This is a genomic window from Asanoa ishikariensis (assembly GCF_900107455.1).
Taxonomy (GTDB): domain Bacteria; phylum Actinomycetota; class Actinomycetes; order Mycobacteriales; family Micromonosporaceae; genus Asanoa; species Asanoa ishikariensis.
In genome coordinates, this window is sequence record NZ_FNQB01000002.1 from 1,140,066 (window position 1) to 1,154,369 (window position 14,304).

General features: G+C 71.6%; 17 protein-coding genes. 13 read left to right on the forward strand and 4 right to left on the reverse strand.

Features of this window, described 5'->3' with window-relative positions; translation table 11 throughout:
- Nucleotides 1–48 precede the first annotated feature (48 nt).
- From BLV39_RS19625 to BLV39_RS19640, 4 genes are read right to left on the reverse strand one after another with little or no spacing between them, the layout of a single operon-like run.
- A complete protein-coding gene (locus tag BLV39_RS19625; protein ID WP_176984986.1) occupies nt 49–762 on the reverse strand; it encodes an ABC transporter ATP-binding protein in 714 nt (237 codons plus the stop codon).
- Nucleotides 759–1,343: a PadR family transcriptional regulator gene (locus BLV39_RS19630; RefSeq protein ID WP_090794381.1), complete on the reverse strand. Its 585-nt coding sequence runs from the start codon at nt 1,341–1,343 to the stop codon at nt 759–761. The genes BLV39_RS19625 and BLV39_RS19630 overlap by 4 nt, the downstream gene beginning before the upstream one ends.
- Before the next feature lie 54 nt (nt 1,344–1,397).
- Nucleotides 1,398–1,817, reverse strand: a complete 420-nt coding sequence (locus BLV39_RS19635; protein WP_090794384.1) for a ferritin-like domain-containing protein — start codon at nt 1,815–1,817, stop codon at nt 1,398–1,400.
- A complete protein-coding gene (locus BLV39_RS19640) occupies nt 1,814–2,254 on the reverse strand; it encodes a hypothetical protein (protein ID WP_090794387.1) in 441 nt (146 codons plus the stop codon). The genes BLV39_RS19635 and BLV39_RS19640 overlap by 4 nt, the downstream gene beginning before the upstream one ends.
- A 212-nt stretch (nt 2,255–2,466) precedes the next feature.
- Here BLV39_RS19640 and rimP point away from each other — a divergent pair, with 212 nt between their 5' ends.
- The 13 genes from rimP to rpsO all read left to right on the forward strand — a co-directional run bounded on the left by rimP (nt 2,467) and on the right by rpsO (nt 14,225).
- A complete protein-coding gene (rimP, locus tag BLV39_RS19645) occupies nt 2,467–3,063 on the forward strand; it encodes a ribosome maturation factor RimP (protein WP_090794390.1) in 597 nt (198 codons plus the stop codon).
- Entirely contained in the window at nt 3,060–4,100 is a 1,041-nt protein-coding gene (gene nusA / locus BLV39_RS19650) for a transcription termination factor NusA (RefSeq protein ID WP_090794394.1), read from the forward strand. The genes rimP and nusA overlap by 4 nt, the downstream gene beginning before the upstream one ends.
- Before the next feature lie 11 nt (nt 4,101–4,111).
- On the forward strand, nt 4,112–4,459 hold the full coding sequence (locus tag BLV39_RS19655; protein WP_090794398.1) for a YlxR family protein: 348 nt from the start codon (nt 4,112–4,114) through the stop codon (nt 4,457–4,459).
- Nucleotides 4,460–4,541: 82 nt separating this feature from the next.
- Nucleotides 4,542–7,556 (forward strand): translation initiation factor IF-2, encoded by a 3,015-nt coding sequence (gene infB / locus BLV39_RS19660; protein ID WP_090794401.1) that lies wholly within the window; start codon nt 4,542–4,544, stop codon nt 7,554–7,556.
- A 103-nt stretch (nt 7,557–7,659) separates the two neighbouring features.
- On the forward strand, nt 7,660–7,953 hold the full coding sequence (locus tag BLV39_RS19665) for a DUF503 domain-containing protein (protein ID WP_090794404.1): 294 nt from the start codon (nt 7,660–7,662) through the stop codon (nt 7,951–7,953).
- A gap of 103 nt (nt 7,954–8,056) precedes the next feature.
- Complete coding sequence (rbfA, locus tag BLV39_RS19670) at nt 8,057–8,533, forward strand: 30S ribosome-binding factor RbfA (protein WP_090794407.1); 477 nt, start codon at nt 8,057–8,059, stop codon at nt 8,531–8,533.
- Entirely contained in the window at nt 8,530–9,564 is a 1,035-nt protein-coding gene (locus tag BLV39_RS19675; protein ID WP_090794410.1) for a DHH family phosphoesterase, read from the forward strand. The genes rbfA and BLV39_RS19675 overlap by 4 nt, the downstream gene beginning before the upstream one ends.
- A gap of 33 nt (nt 9,565–9,597) precedes the next feature.
- A complete protein-coding gene (locus BLV39_RS19680) occupies nt 9,598–10,002 on the forward strand; it encodes a hypothetical protein (RefSeq protein ID WP_090794413.1) in 405 nt (134 codons plus the stop codon).
- Nucleotides 9,999–10,217: a DUF6186 family protein gene (locus BLV39_RS19685; protein ID WP_176984987.1), complete on the forward strand. Its 219-nt coding sequence runs from the start codon at nt 9,999–10,001 to the stop codon at nt 10,215–10,217. Before BLV39_RS19680 ends, BLV39_RS19685 begins: the two co-directional genes overlap by 4 nt.
- Before the next feature lie 447 nt (nt 10,218–10,664).
- Nucleotides 10,665–11,966 (forward strand): MATE family efflux transporter, encoded by a 1,302-nt coding sequence (locus tag BLV39_RS19690; protein ID WP_090794415.1) that lies wholly within the window; start codon nt 10,665–10,667, stop codon nt 11,964–11,966.
- Nucleotides 11,967–11,988: 22 nt separating this feature from the next.
- Entirely contained in the window at nt 11,989–12,873 is an 885-nt protein-coding gene (gene truB, locus BLV39_RS19695; RefSeq protein WP_090797554.1) for a tRNA pseudouridine(55) synthase TruB, read from the forward strand.
- Nucleotides 12,874–12,899: 26 nt separating this feature from the next.
- Nucleotides 12,900–13,826, forward strand: a complete 927-nt coding sequence (locus tag BLV39_RS19700; RefSeq protein ID WP_090794418.1) for a bifunctional riboflavin kinase/FAD synthetase — start codon at nt 12,900–12,902, stop codon at nt 13,824–13,826.
- Between the two features lie 129 nt (nt 13,827–13,955).
- Entirely contained in the window at nt 13,956–14,225 is a 270-nt protein-coding gene (gene rpsO, locus BLV39_RS19705; RefSeq protein ID WP_090797556.1) for a 30S ribosomal protein S15, read from the forward strand.
- The last annotated feature ends 79 nt before the right edge of the window (nt 14,226–14,304 follow it).

Consider the following 14,304-nt stretch of genomic DNA (forward strand, 5'->3'; position numbering starts at 1 on the left):
CGGAGCAAGAGCTCGGACGGCTGAGTTGACTGCGCTCGCTTCGCTCGCTCATGCCTTGGCCTCGAGGAGCTGCTCCGGCTCGCCGACCGGGCTGGTGGTGTCGACCACGACGCCGTCGCGCAGGAAGACCACGCGGTCGGCCCAGGCGGCGTGGCGGGCCTCGTGGGTGACCAGGACGCCGGCCGAGCCCGCGTCGACCCGGTTGCGCAGCAGCCGCAGCACGGCCTCGCCGGTCGTCGAGTCGAGCGCCCCGGTCGGTTCGTCGGCGAGCACCAGCCGTCGTTCGCCGACCAGCGCCCGCGCGATCGCGACCCGCTGCTGCTGCCCGCCGGACATCTCGTCGGGGAAGCGCCGGGCCAGGTCGGCCAGGCCGACCTCCTCCAGCGCGGCTTCGGCCAGCTTGCGGGCCTTGCGTACGGCCATGCCGTCGAGCTCCAACGGCAGCGCCGCGTTCTCGACCGCGGTCAGGCTGGCCAGCAGGTTGAGGTCCTGGAAGACGTAGCCGACGTGCCGGCGGCGCATCCGGGCGAGCTGCTTGCGGTTGAGGTCGCCGAGCACCTCGCCCTCGACCAGCACCGCGCCCTGGCTGGGCGAGTCGAGCCCGCCGGCCAGGTTGAGCAGGGTCGACTTGCCGGAGCCGGACGGGCCCATGACGGCCACGAGCTCGCCGGGAGCCACGCCGATGTCGACGCCGCGCAGGGCGTGTACGGCGGTCTCTCCGGTGCCGTGGGTGCGGTGCACACCGCGCAGTTCGAGGATCACCGGTTGGCCTCCGTCCGGTCGTCGGTGTCGGCGCCTTCCGGCGCGGGGGTGGGAGTGAGCGCGGAGGGCTGGTGGCGGAGCAGGCTGGCCTCGCAGTGGTCGAGCCAGCGCACCTCGGCCTCCGCCTGGAAGACCATCGCGTCGAGGATCAGCCGCCAGGACAGGTCGCTGGGTTTATCGGACCTGTTCTTGAGGCGGGTCAGTTCCTGGAGGGTCTGGATGGTCGACGTGCGCTGGGTCTGCACCACCGCGCGCACGTCGACGCCCGGCGTGGTCAGCGCGAGGGCCAGCTTGATCGCGAGCTCGTCGCGGGGCCGGTCCGTGCGGCTGATCGGGGTGACGAACCAGACCGTGATCTCGGCCCGGCCGAGGTCGGTGAGCTGGTACGGCCGCTGGCCCCCGTCGTTCTCGGGCAGCGGTCGCACCAGGCCGTCGCGCTCCAGGCGGGACAGGGTCGTGTAGACCTGCCCGATGTTGAGCGGCCAGGTGGCGCCGGTCGACTCCTCGAAGGCGGCCCGCAATTGATAGCCGTACATGGGGCCACGCTCGAGCAGCGCGAGGAGCCCGTGTCTGATGGACATGGCTACTGAGTATGCATACGGAGTATGCGGCTGGCAAATCGCCCCAAGATCGGGCTAAGCAGGTGCCTTCCCCGGGAAAGCGACCGTGATCGGGTCGATCTTGGCGAAGCGGCGCCAGCGGGTGGCTCGGACGGCGCAGCCGGTGAGCGCTTCGAGGGCCTGGCGGCGCTGGGTGTCGACGGTGGCCGACAGCGCGGCCCGCCAGACCGCCGCCGTCTTCTCCTCGACGGAGATCGCCACCCGCAGCGCGGCCGCGCGGTCGACGACCGGCTCGGGGAGGCGGTAGGCGGCCGCGGCGGGCGGCAGGCCGGAGCCGGTCAGGGCGAGCACCAGCGCGTCGCGCAGCGTGCGGTGGGCGGCCTCGGCGGCCCGGGCGGCCGACTGCTCGGCACCGGTCAGGTGCACCCCGATCGGCCCGTACGCGAAGATCGCCGCGTACTCGGCGGACAGCGCGGCGGTGAGCTCCCCGGTCACTTGAGTGCCTCCAGGTGGGTCGCGCGGGCGGCGGCGATCGAGCCGACCAGCGCCGCGCGGTGGTTCGGTGTGCGCAGGCAGGCCTGCACCGCCGCCTCGTAGGCGGCCTTCTCGGCCACCCGCAGCGACTCGATCCGCTCCTCGGCGGTCGGTGTGGACGCGGCGACCGAGCCCGACGCGGCGGGGCTGGGCGCCGGGGTGGCCATGATCCGCGACAGCTCCTTCGCGTGCGCGTCGTGCGCCTCGGCGATCGCGGTCAGGGCCGCCGCCCGCTCGGGGAGCTCCGCCGCGGCCGACCGGTGCAGCGCGGCGAGCCGGACCGCGTCGTCGGCCAGCGGGAGCAGGGGGTCGGGCGGTGGTGGCTCGTCGGGCGTCCGGTCGAGCAGCCCGCACCCACCCGCGGCACCCACCGTGAGGGCGGCGCCGAACGCGAGCACTGCGCGGCGTCGTACTCGAAGGGGGGTTTTGTCTTTTTCATCACCACCGTGCACCACGTCAGTCAACACCATGGCCCGCCCGCTCGGGGGGTTCGGTGCGCCGCCCGGCTGGCCCGTGGCGCAGCGCGTTAGGCTCTGCCCAGCCACCGGACGTGGGTCCGGTGGCTCAGCGTCATGGGCATGGGCGCCGACCGACATGAAGGGTGGCCCCGATGGCACAGCGAAGCCGAGCCGCCGGCGGGCGCCCCGCGCCCGGCCCACGGCCGGCCGCACCCCGCGGTGACCTGGCCGCGCGCCGGGCCCGGCTGCGTGCCGTGGTCGAGCCGGTGGTCGACAGCGCCGGCTACGACCTGGAAGACCTGAACATCTCGCGGGCCGGCCGCCGGTTCGTGGTGCGGGTCGTGGTCGACCGCGACGGCGGCCTCGACCTCGACGCCGTCGCCGACATGTCCCGGGCGGTCTCCGTGGCCCTGGACGCCGCCGAGGAGGAGGGCGACGAGCTGGTGGCGGGCGAATACCAGCTCGAGGTCAGCTCGCCCGGTGTCGACCGGCCGCTGACCCTGCCCCGGCACTGGCGGCGCAACATCGGCCGGTTGGTGAAGGTCGGTCCGATCACCGGTCGCGTGGTCGGAGTCGACGACGCCGGTGTCATGTTGGACGTGGCCGGAGAGCACACTGCGATCGCGCACGGCGACCTCGGCCCGGGCCGGGTCCAGGTCGAGTTCAGTCGGGCCGAAGAGGTCGCGGATGACGATCTCGCGGAGTTCGACGACGACGACGAGGACGGATTGGAGGACGAGCAGAGGTGAACATAGACCTCGCGGCGCTGCGCGCACTGGAGCGCGAGCGGGAGATCCCGTTCGAGACCATCCTCGCGGCGATCGAGACCGCACTGTTGACCGCCTACCGGCACACCGAGGGCGCCGAGCCGCATGCCCGGGTGGAGATCGACCGCAAGACCGGGGCGGCTCAGGTGTTCGCGCAGGAGGTCGACGAAGACGGCACGGTGACAAGGGAGTGGGACGACACTCCGCATGACTTCGGGCGGATCGCCGCGATGACGGCCAAACAGGTCATCTTGCAGCGGTTGCGCGAGGCCACTGACGAGGTGCACTTCGGCGAGTACGTGGGCCGCGACGGTGACCTGGTCACCGGCGTGATCCAGGCACACGAGGCGCGCTCCGAGAAGGGCATCGTCACCGTCGACCTGGGCAAGCTGGAGGCGGTCCTGCCCCAGTCGGAGCAGGTCCCCGGCGAGGTCTACGGGCACGGCCAGCGGATCCGCTGCGTCGTCGTGCACGTGGCCAAGGGCTTCCGCGGCCCGCAGATCACCCTGTCGCGGTCGCACCCGAACCTGGTGAAGAAGCTGTTCGCCCTCGAGGTGCCGGAGATCGCCGACGGCAGCGTGGACATCGCCGCGATCGCGCGCGAGGCCGGGCACCGCTCCAAGATCGCGGTGCGCGCCACGGTGGCCGGCGTCAACCCCAAGGGCGCCTGCATCGGGCCGATGGGCCAGCGGGTCCGGGCGGTGATGAGCGAGCTGCACGGTGAGAAGATCGACATTATCGACTGGTCGGACGACCCGGCCCAGTTCGTCGGCAACGCCCTGTCTCCGGCCAAGGCGCTGCGGGTCGAGGTGGTCGACCTGGCCACCCGCACCGCGCGGGTGACCGTGCCCGACTACCAGTTGTCCCTGGCGATCGGGCGGGAAGGGCAGAACGCCCGGCTCGCGGCCAGGCTGACCGGCTGGCGGATCGACATCCGGTCTGACAGCGAACAACCAGCGGCCGATGAGCGCGGCGTGGATCACGCGCCGGAGCCGGGCGGAGCGCCCGCCGGGGCATAGGGGTAGACTGAATGACGGCTCGACGTGCGCGGCCGGAGCGCACCTGCATAGGTTGCCGGCAACGCGCGCCAGCCAACGAGCTCCTGCGGTTCGTGGCGGTCGGCGACGGAGATCATTACCGACTTCGGCCGGATCCGGACCGCAGACTGCCGGGGAGGGGCGCGCATTTGCACCCCGAGCCGGCTTGCCTCGCGCTAGCGTTCAAACGCCATGCCTTCGGGCGGGCGCTACGTAAAGTTGGTGTCGTTGACACCGGCGAGCTAGCCGAGCACATTCACGCGTCAACCATCACGCCCGATCATCCGACTGGGCGGGTTTCGCAGCAGCAGGGTAGGACGACCGACATGAGCACACGATGAAGTCCCAGAAATGACCAGGCTTCAAGTGCACGAGTGAGGTCGCTGCGGGTGCTGCCCGCACGGCCTCGGAGTGAGGAGTGCAGTGGCAGGCAAGGCCCGCGTACACGAGCTTGCAAAAGAGCTCGGGGTCGACAGCAAGACCGTTCTCGCCAAACTCAAGGAGATGGGCGAGTTCGTCAAGTCCGCGTCAAGCACGGTGGAGGCGCCCGTCGCCCGCCGTCTTCGTGGCGCATTCGTAGAGGGTTCCCAGGCACCGGCGCCGTCCGCGCCGCCGGCCGGAAATGGGCGCCCCACTCCCAGTGAGCCGAGGATCTCGGCCAAGCCAATGCCGCCCCGCCGCCCGTCGGCGCCGGCGACACCGTCAGCTCCTTCGGCTCCGACTGCGCGTCCGAAGGGCCCGGTTCCGGGCCCGCCGGCGCCGGTGGCCAAGCCGGCGAGCGCGCACGACATCGAGGTGGCGGCCGCCGAACAGCGTGCCGCGCAGCTCAAGGCAGACCAGGAAGCCACGGTCAAGGCCGCGCAGGAAGCCCGCGCTCAGGAGCGCGAGCAGGTCCGGCGCGAGCCTCCGGCCGACGGTGGCGCACCCTCCCGGCCCCGTCCGGGCCCGGGCAGCGTCCCGCCGCGGCCCGGTTCGCCGGCCGCGCGGCCGGCGTCCGGCCCCACGCCGGGCGGCAACGGCCCGCGTCCCGGTCCTGGCCGTCCGCCGGCACGTAGCGGCGGCAACAACCCGTTCGGCATCACTCCCGGTGGTGGCGGCGGTCGCACGGGCAATGCGCCCAGCGGCGGTTCGCGGCCCAACCCGGGTTCGATGCCGCCTCGGCCGAGCCCGGCCTCCATGCCGCCTCGGCCCAGCCCGGCCTCCATGCCCACGCAGCGTCCCGGCCGTCCGGCCGGTGCTGGCACCGGCCGTCCCGGCGGTCCCGGCGGCGGCGCTGGTCGTCCCGGTGGCGGCGGCGGCGGTTACCGCGGCGGCCCAGGTGGCGGCGGCGGTGCCGGCGGTGGCTTCCGCCCCGGTGGCGGTGGCGGTGCCGGTGGTGGCGGTTACCGCGGCGGTCCTGGTGGCGGTGCCGGTGGTGGCGGCGGTTACCGCGGCGGCCCCGGTGGCGGCGGCGGTCCGGCGGGTGCCGGTGCGCCGGGTCGTCCCGGTGGTGGCGGTCGTGGTCGTGGCGGCGGCGCCGCGGGTGCCTTCGGGCGTCCGGGTGGCAAGCCGACCCGCGGTCGCAAGTCGAAGAAGCAGCGGCGTCAAGAGTTCGACAATCTGTCCGCGCCGACGATGAGCTCGGGTGCCCCGCGGGGCAGCGGGCAGGTCGTCCGGCTCTCGCGCGGTGCGTCGCTCTCCGACTTCGCTGACAGGATCGACGCCAACCCGGGTTCGCTGGTCCAGGAGATGTTCAACCTGGGCGAGATGGTGACGGCGACCCAGTCGTGCTCCGACGACACGCTGTTGCTGCTCGGCGAGCACCTCGGCTTCGACGTGCAGATCGTCAGTCCTGAAGACGAGGACCGCGAGCTGCTGGCTCAGTTCAACATCGACCTCGACGCCGAGGTCGCGAAGGACCGTCTGGTCAGCCGTCCGCCGGTCGTGACCGTCATGGGTCACGTCGACCACGGTAAGACCAAGCTGCTCGACGCGATCCGCAAGGCAAACGTGGTCGAGGGCGAGTCCGGTGGCATCACCCAGCACATCGGTGCCTACCAGGTGCACGTCGAGCACGAGGGCATCGAGCGGGCGGTCACGCTCCTCGACACCCCGGGTCACGAGGCGTTCACCGCCATGCGTGCCCGTGGTGCCAAGGTCACCGACATCGTCATCCTCGTGGTGGCGGCTGACGACGGCGTGATGCCGCAGACCATCGAGGCGCTCAACCACGCCAAGGCGGCCGACGTGCCGATCGTGGTGGCGGTCAACAAGATCGACAAGCCGGAAGCCAACCCGGACAAGGTTCGCCAGCAGCTGACCGAATACGGTCTGGTCGCCGAGGAATACGGCGGCGAGACGATGTTCGTCAACGTGGCCGCCAAGCCCGGCATCGGCATCGACGAACTGCTCGAAGCGGTGCTCCTGACCGCCGACGCGTCGCTGGACCTCACGGCTCCGATCGACGGGCCGGCGCAGGGTGTCGCGATCGAGGCCCACCTCGACAAGGGTCGCGGTGCGGTGGCGACCGTCCTCGTGCAGAAGGGCACGCTGCGGGCGGGTGACTCCATCGTCGCCGGTGGCGCACACGGCCGCGTGCGGGCCCTCTTCGACGAGAACGGCACTCCGGTCGTCGAAGCGGGTCCGGCGCGTCCGGTCCTGGTGCTCGGTCTGACCGCGGTGCCAGGTGCGGGTGACACGTTCCTGGCTGCCGAGGACGACCGCACCGTTCGGCAGATCGCCGAGCAGCGGCAGGCACGGCGGCGAGCGGCGAGCTTCGCCAACTCGCGGGGCCGGGCCACGCTCGAGACGCTCATGGAGCAGCTCAAGGAGGGCGAGAAGACCTCGCTCAACCTGGTGCTCAAGGGCGATGTCTCGGGTTCGGTCGAGGCTCTCGAGGACGCGCTGTTCAAGCTCGACATTCCGGAAGAGGTCCAGCTTCGGATCATCCACCGGGGCGTCGGCGCGATCACCGAAAGCGACGTCATGCTGGCCAGCGCCTCGTCCGAGGCCGTCACGATCATCGGCTTCAACGTCCGGGCCTCCAACAAGGTCCGCGAGACGGCCGACCGCGAGGGCGTGGAGATCCGGTACTACACGGTCATCTACCAGGCCATCGAGGAGATCGACGCGGCGCTCAAGGGGCTGCTCAAGCCGGAGTACGAGGAGGTCGACCTCGGTTCGGCGGAGGTCCGCGAGGTCTTCCGTTCGTCGAAGGTCGGCATGATCGCCGGTTGTATCGTGCGGTCCGGCCTGTTGCGCCGGAACGCCAAGGCACGGGTGCTGCGCGACGGCGCGGTCGTGGCGGAGAACGTCACGATCAGCTCGCTCAAGCGGTTCAAGGACGACGCGACCGAGGTCCGCGAGGGCTTCGAGTGTGGTCTGACCCTGGCCGGTTACGGCAACCTCCAGATCGGCGACTCCATCGAGACGTTCGAGATGCGCGAGAAGCCGCGCTGATCACGGCTTGACGAAACGGGCGGGTGGCTTCGGCCACCCGCCCGTTCCAGTTCGACTGAAATAGCTATTTGATCTTCCTGGTACGGGGTTAGGCTGTGCGCCGATGTTCACAGGAACCGCGGTATTCGACGTGCTTCTGCCGGGCGACTCGCGATCGCTGAAGGCCAAGCGCTCCTACGTCCGGCCGATCGTCGCGGCGCTGCGACGCTTCGAGATCTCCGTCGCCGAGGTGGGCTCGCTCGACCTGGTCGGGCGGTCCGAGATCGGCGTGGCGGTGGTGTCCGCCGACCACGGTCACGTGGCCGAGGTGCTCGACGCGTGCGAGCGCCTCATGGCGGGCCGGCCGGAGATCGAGTTGCTCTCGGCGAAGCGCCGGCTGCACGGCGAGGATGACTGACAGTAGTGGGCCGTGGTGCCCGGGTGACGGGCCACGGCGGTCCGCTCGCCCAAGTGGCACGCGGGTAATGTCTGAGCGTAGGCAAGACGGCGGAGGTGACGAGATGACGGACCCGGCCAAGGTGCGCCGGCACGCCGAGCGCGTGCGGGAACTGGTGGCTTCGGTGGTGCGCACCCAGATCAAGGACCCTCGGCTAGGCATGATCACGATCACCGACTCGCGGATCACCGCCGACCTGCGCGACGCGACCGTCTACTACACGGTGCTCGGTGACGTCGCCGAGCAGGAGGCGACCGCGGCCGCGCTGGAGAGCGCCAAGGGCGTGCTGCGCAGCACTGTCGGTAAGGCCCTGGGGCTGCGGCACTCGCCGACCCTGACGTTCGTCCAGGACAACGTGCTGGACCAGGCGAAGCACATCGACGAGCTGCTCGCCAAGGCGCGCACGTCCGACGCCGAGGTGCAGCGGCTGGCGGCCGGTGCCACCTACGCCGGCGAGGCTCAGCCCTACAAGCTCGACGAAGATGACGACGAAGACGACGACGAGGTCGCCAACGACGCCCCGATGGAGGATCGCCGGTGACCGACCTCTCGGCCACGGCGGTGGCCGCCGGCGCACCCGCTGGACCGGGTGAAGCCGACTGGGCCGCTGCCGTCGCGGCGGTGCGCGGGCTGCGCCCGACCGACAAGGTGCTGCTCATCTGCCACGTCAACCCCGACGGTGACGCGCTGGGCAGCATGCTGGCGTTCGGCCTCGGGCTGCGCCGCCTCGGCGTCGCCAACCTGCAGTGCACGTTCCCCGGCCCGCTGGACGTCCCCGAGCCGTTCGTCGCCCTGCCGGGCCTCGACCTGCTGGTGCCGGAAGCCGACGCCGCACCCGCGCCCGAGCTGGTCCTCTGCTTCGACGCGGCGGCCACGTCGCGGCTCGGCGGTCTGGTCGACCGGCTGACCACCGCGAAGACCGCCGTGGTGCTCGACCACCACGCCTCCAACCCGGGCTTCGGCACCATCAACATCGTCGACCCGGACGCGGCGGCGACCTCCGTGGTCGCCGACGAGCTGCTGCGGCGGCTCGACGTGCCGCTCGACGCAGAGATCGCCGAGTGCCTCTACGTCGCGCTGGCCACCGACACCGGCTCGTTCCGGTTCGCGATGACCACGCCCTCCGTGCACGAGATGGCCGCGCGGCTGCTGGCGACCGGGATCAGCCCGGGCGACATCTCCCGCCGAGTCTTCGACACGCGGCCGTTCGGCGCGGTCCGGCTCTACGGCGACGTGCTCGGTCGGGCCACGCTGGAGCCCGCGGCCGCCGGTGGTCGTGGTCTGGTGTGGACCTACGCGACCCTTGACGACCTGGCCCGCCACGAGCAGAAGCCCTACGTCCTGGAGCCGCTGATCGACTCGGTGCGGTGCGCGGCCGAGGCCGACGTGAGCCTGGTGGTCAAGCAGGTCGGTGCGGCCGAGTGGGCGGTCTCCATGCGCAGCAAGGGCGCGATCGACGTGAGTCGGGTCGCGGTCGCGCTCGGCGGTGGCGGGCACAAGTTGGCCGCCGGCTTCACCGGCCGGGGCACCGTCGACGAGGTCATCGAGGCCATCCGCTCCCAGCTGGGGTAGCCGCTCACACGCGCCTCCGGCCACAATCGATGGATGGAGGAGCTGGAGCTCGCCACCACCGACGCACCGCCCCACTGGGACCGTGCCGTGGTCACGCTGCCGGTGCTCGGGTTCCTCTCGCTGATCGGTGGCCAGCTTCCGTCCTATTCGACCCGGGCCAACGTCTACACGATCTGCGTCGGCGGGGCGATGCTCTGGCTCGGCCTCACCGGCAAGGTCCGTCGCCCACTGCCCGGCCGGTTGGGTCCCGGCACCACCTGGTGGCTGCTGCCGATCGGGATCTTCGGGGTCTTCGAGGGAAGCACGTTCCTGCTCGGCTCCACGCCGGACTTCCCGACGTTCTCCCGGTTGGCGGACCCCCTGCTGGAAGACGAGCTGCTGCGCACGGCCGGCTATTTCGTGTGGCTGTCGAGCTTCTGGGCGCTGGTGCGCCGATGAGCCTGACCAGGGCCATCGCCATCGCCGGCTTCCTCGTGGCCATTGTGGCCTGTGCGGTGGTCGAGGTGCTGGCCCGTCGGCGGGACTCGACCATCCCGACGCTGGGCGAGGTCTGCGCGCACGCGATCGCGTACGAGGTGGGCAGGGTGCCCGTGGGGCGGATCGGGTTCTTCGGTTTCTGGTGGTGGCTGGGCTGGCATCTGTTCGCGCGCTGAACGATCGTTCCGCCTATTGGGAACGTCGCGCGAACTCTGGGACCTGAACGCTAGCTTGGTTGGTGACACGGTGGTAACCCGCCGTGCTGCCTCCAGGGTCACACCAGACCCGGGCTCGACGCAGCGACGCGTTCCGCGCCGGTGATCCCGGCGCCGCCGTCGGGCGACCACCCGCCAGCTCCGCCCTGGAAGGACGCTGTTCATGAGCACGAAGCGCAAGCACGAAAAGCAGAGTGACGAAGAGCGCGAGGCCGCCCGGCGCGCGCTGCAGACGTCGATGGACACCCGCCAGTAGGGGGTCTTCGGCAGATCGTCCAAGGACCTGCTGTCGCGGTTCGCCGTTCGGCCGAACCACGACAACAGGTCCTTGTGCGTTGAAGCTCCGCGCGAGGTAAGGCACGTGTCGCGGTTGCATCCCTTACAACTCGCGTGTCAGGATGCCTCCCGATGGACACCGCGACCACCTCCCGCAAGATCGCCGGCCTGGCCCTGCCGGCCCTGGTCGTGCTGGCCGCCGAGCCGCTCTACGTGCTGGTCGACACCGCCGTCGTGGGCCACCTCGGCAGCGTCCCGCTGGCCGCCGTCGCGGTCGGCGGCACCGTCCTGACGATGGCCGCGTGGCTGGGCACGATCCTGGCCTACGGCACCACCGGCCGCGCCGCCCGGCGCTTCGGGGCCGGTGACCGCGCCGCCGCGGTGCAGGAGGGTCTCCAGGCGTCCTGGCTGGCGTTCAGCACCGGCGTCGTGATCGCGATCGGCATGCAGGCGGCGGCCGGCCCACTGGCCCGCGCGCTGGCTGGCAACCCGGAGATCGCCGGCGCGGCCGCGCAGTGGATGCGGGTCGCGGCGATCGGCGCGCCCGGCCTGCTGCTCGCCGCCGCCGGCAACGGCTGGATGCGCGGCGTCCAGGACACCCGGCGACCGCTGCGCTTCGTCCTCGGCGCCAACCTGCTCTCCGCGGCCCTGTGCCCGATCCTGGTGTATCCGGCCGGCCTCGGCCTGGTCGGTTCCGCGATCGCCAACGTGGTCGCGCAGACGGTGTCCGGCGTCTGCTTCGCGGTCGCCCTGCTCCGCGAGGACATCTCGTGGCGGCCGCACCTCCGGGTGATCGGCGAGCAGTTGCGGATGGGGCGCGACCTGCTGATCAGGGGTGGGGCGTTCCAGCTCAGCTTCCTGTCGGCGACCACCGTGGCGGCGCGGTTCGGCACCGCGACCGTGGCCGGGCACCAGATCGCGATGCAGCTCTTCTTCTTCACCGCGCTGGTGCTCGACGCCGTGGCGATCGCGGCGCAGTCGCTGGTCGGCGCCGCCCTCGGTGCCGGTGACGCGGCGGGTGCGCGGGTGCTGGCCCGGCGGATCGCGTTCATCGGAGTGGTCTGCGGCGTGGCGTTCGCGGTGGTCATCGCCGCCGGCTCCGGGGTCGTGCCGCGGCTGTTCAGCTCCGACACGGCGGTGCTCGACCAGGCCGGCGTGGCCTGGCCGTGGTTCGTGGCGATGCAGCCGGTGGCCGGCCTGGTGTTCGCGCTGGACGGAGTGCTGATCGGAGCCGGCGACGTGCGCTACCTGCGCGACCTGACCGTGGTCGCGGCGCTGGGCTTCTTCCTGCCGGCCATCTGGACCGCGTACGTGCTGGACTGGGGCCTGGCCGGCATCTGGGCGGGGTTGACCCTGTTCGTGGTGGTCCGTTGCGTGGCCCTGCTGATGCGTCTGCGCACCGGCGGCTGGGCCGTGGTGGGAGCGGTCCGTTGACCGTCTGGCAGGCTTGACCGCCGTGACGGTTGACGGGCTGATCGTGGTGGACAAGCCGGGCGGGATGACTTCGCATGACGTGGTCTCCCGGTTGCGGCGGTTGGCGCGCACGCGGCGGGTCGGGCACGGCGGGACGCTGGACCCGATGGCGACCGGGGTGCTGGTGATCGGGGTCAACAAGGCGACCCGGCTGCTGACGTACGTGATCGGTGCCGAAAAGTCGTACGCGGCGACGGTCCGGCTCGGGCAGTCGACCGTCACCGACGACGCCGAGGGCGAGGTCGTGGCGACCGTCTCCGCCGCAGGAGTGACCGACGCGGCGATCCACGCGGCCCTGGAGGCCCAGCGCGGTGAGATCGACCAGGTGCCCAGCGCGGTCAGCGCGATCAAGATCGACGGGCAGCGGGCGTACAAGCGGGTCCGGGGTGGCGAAGAGGTCGCCATCCCGCCGCGGCGCGTGACGATCTCGCGGTTGGAGCTCCTCGACATCCGGCGGGTCGGCGACGCGGTCGACGTGGACATCGACGTGACCTGCTCGTCCGGGACCTACATCCGGGCCATCGCCCGCGACGCGGGTGCGGCGCTCGGAGTCGGCGGGCACCTGACGGCGTTGCGGCGCACGGCCGTCGGCGGCTTCACCCTGGCCGAGGCGCGGACGTTGGAGCAGCTCGAAGCGGTCTCGCCGGACGTGGTCAACCTGCCGATGGCGGACGCGGCGCGGCGCTTCATGCCGACCCGGGAGGCCTCGGACGAGGAGGCCCGGACGCTCTCGCACGGTGGGCCGCTGGTGGCCGCCGGGATCGAGGGTCCGTACGCGGTGGTCGGGCCGGCCGGTGAGCTGCTGGCCGTGGTCAGCGAGCAGGGCGCCAAGGCCAAGCCGGAGATCGTGCTCGCGGCGGCGGGGTGACCCCCGCCCTGATCTAGGCTTTGCGCATGGAGCGGTGGCGGGGATATCAGGCTGCGCCGGGTGGGTGGGGGCGGTCCGCCCTGACCATCGGCGTGTTCGACGGGGTGCACCGCGGACACCAGGCGATCATCGGGCACCTGGTGAAACGGGCCAACGACCTGAGTGTGCGGTCGGTGGTGGTCACGTTCGACCCGCATCCGGCCGAGGTGGTGCGGCCCGGGTCGCACCCGGCCATCCTGACCGAGCCGAAGCGCAAGGCCGAGTTGATCGAGGCGCTCGGGGTCGACGTGCTCTGTGTCGTGCCGTTCACCCAGGACTTCTCGCGGGTGCCGGCCGAGGAGTTCGTCCACGACGCCCTGGTCCAGAGCCTGCACGCGGCGCTCGTGGTGGTGGGGGAGAACTTCCGGTTCGGGCACAAGGCCGCCGGAGACGTCCCGCTGCTCGAGCGGCTGGGGCGCACCTTCGGGTTCGGCGTGGAGGGGGCACCGCTGGTGTCCGAGGACTCCACCGTCTTCAGCTCGACGTACATCCGGAGCTGCATCGACGCCGGTGACGTGCGGGCGGCGGCCGCGGCGCTCGGGCGGCCGCACCGGCTGGAGGGGATCGTCGTGCGCGGCGACCAGCGGGGGACCGAGATCGGCTTTCCGACCGCGAACCTGAGCGTGCACCGGTACGCGGCGGTGCCGGCCGACGGGATCTACGCGGGGTGGCTGCTGCGCCGAGGCGAACGGCTGCCGGCCGCCATCTCGATCGGGACGAACCCCACCTTTTCCGGTCGTGAACGGCGCGTCGAGGCGTATATCCTCGATTTCGACGGTGACCTCTACGGCGAGCGGGTGGCCCTCGACTTCGTCGTGCGGCTTCGTGACATGCTCAAGTTCGACGGCGTCGAGCCGCTGGTGGCGCAGATGCACGACGATGTCGCGCAGACCCGGCAGGCGCTGGCCAGGTGACGTCCCGGCGGCCGATCGATGCCAGGCTGGTAGCCTGGTAAAGACGTCGGTTCACCGACGCCCGGCCTCGCGTGCCTGCACGACGCCGCGGGAGCGAGGTTCGTCACCATCACACGAATGCAGGAGATCATGGCGCTCGATCAGGAGCAGAAGAGCAAGATCCGCGCGGAGTACGCGACCGCCGAAGGTGACACCGGTTCGCCGGAGGTCCAGGTGGCCGTGCTGACCAAGCGCATCGCCGACCTCACGGAGCACCTCAAGGTGCACAAGCACGACCACCACAGCCGGCGCGGCCTGCTGTTGCTGGTCGGCCGCCGGCGGCGGCTGCTCAACTACCTGCAGAAGTCCGACATCACCCGCTACCGTGCGCTCATCGAGCGCCTCGGCCTGCGGCGTTGACGAAGCGGGGGAGTGACCGTCCGGTCGCTCCCCCGCTCCACAACTTCACACCCACATTGGCCAGCTTGACCGTCGGCGA

What these genes read in the sequence shown, in the direction of transcription:
- BLV39_RS19630 (WP_090794381.1), bottom strand. Translation starts at nt 1,343, where the DNA reads ATGTCCATCAGACACGGGCTCCTCGCGCTGCTCGAGCGTGGCCCCATG.
- rimP (WP_090794390.1), top strand. Translation starts at nt 2,467, where the DNA reads ATGGCACAGCGAAGCCGAGCCGCCGGCGGGCGCCCCGCGCCCGGCCCA.
- BLV39_RS19655 (WP_090794398.1), top strand. Translation starts at nt 4,112, where the DNA reads ATGACGGCTCGACGTGCGCGGCCGGAGCGCACCTGCATAGGTTGCCGG.
- BLV39_RS19665 (WP_090794404.1), top strand. Translation starts at nt 7,660, where the DNA reads ATGTTCACAGGAACCGCGGTATTCGACGTGCTTCTGCCGGGCGACTCG.
- rbfA (WP_090794407.1), top strand. Translation starts at nt 8,057, where the DNA reads ATGACGGACCCGGCCAAGGTGCGCCGGCACGCCGAGCGCGTGCGGGAA.
- BLV39_RS19680 (WP_090794413.1), top strand. Translation starts at nt 9,598, where the DNA reads ATGGAGGAGCTGGAGCTCGCCACCACCGACGCACCGCCCCACTGGGAC.
- BLV39_RS19685 (WP_176984987.1), top strand. Translation starts at nt 9,999, where the DNA reads ATGAGCCTGACCAGGGCCATCGCCATCGCCGGCTTCCTCGTGGCCATT.
- BLV39_RS19690 (WP_090794415.1), top strand. Translation starts at nt 10,665, where the DNA reads ATGGACACCGCGACCACCTCCCGCAAGATCGCCGGCCTGGCCCTGCCG.
- BLV39_RS19700 (WP_090794418.1), top strand. Translation starts at nt 12,900, where the DNA reads ATGGAGCGGTGGCGGGGATATCAGGCTGCGCCGGGTGGGTGGGGGCGG.
- rpsO (WP_090797556.1), top strand. Translation starts at nt 13,956, where the DNA reads ATGGCGCTCGATCAGGAGCAGAAGAGCAAGATCCGCGCGGAGTACGCG.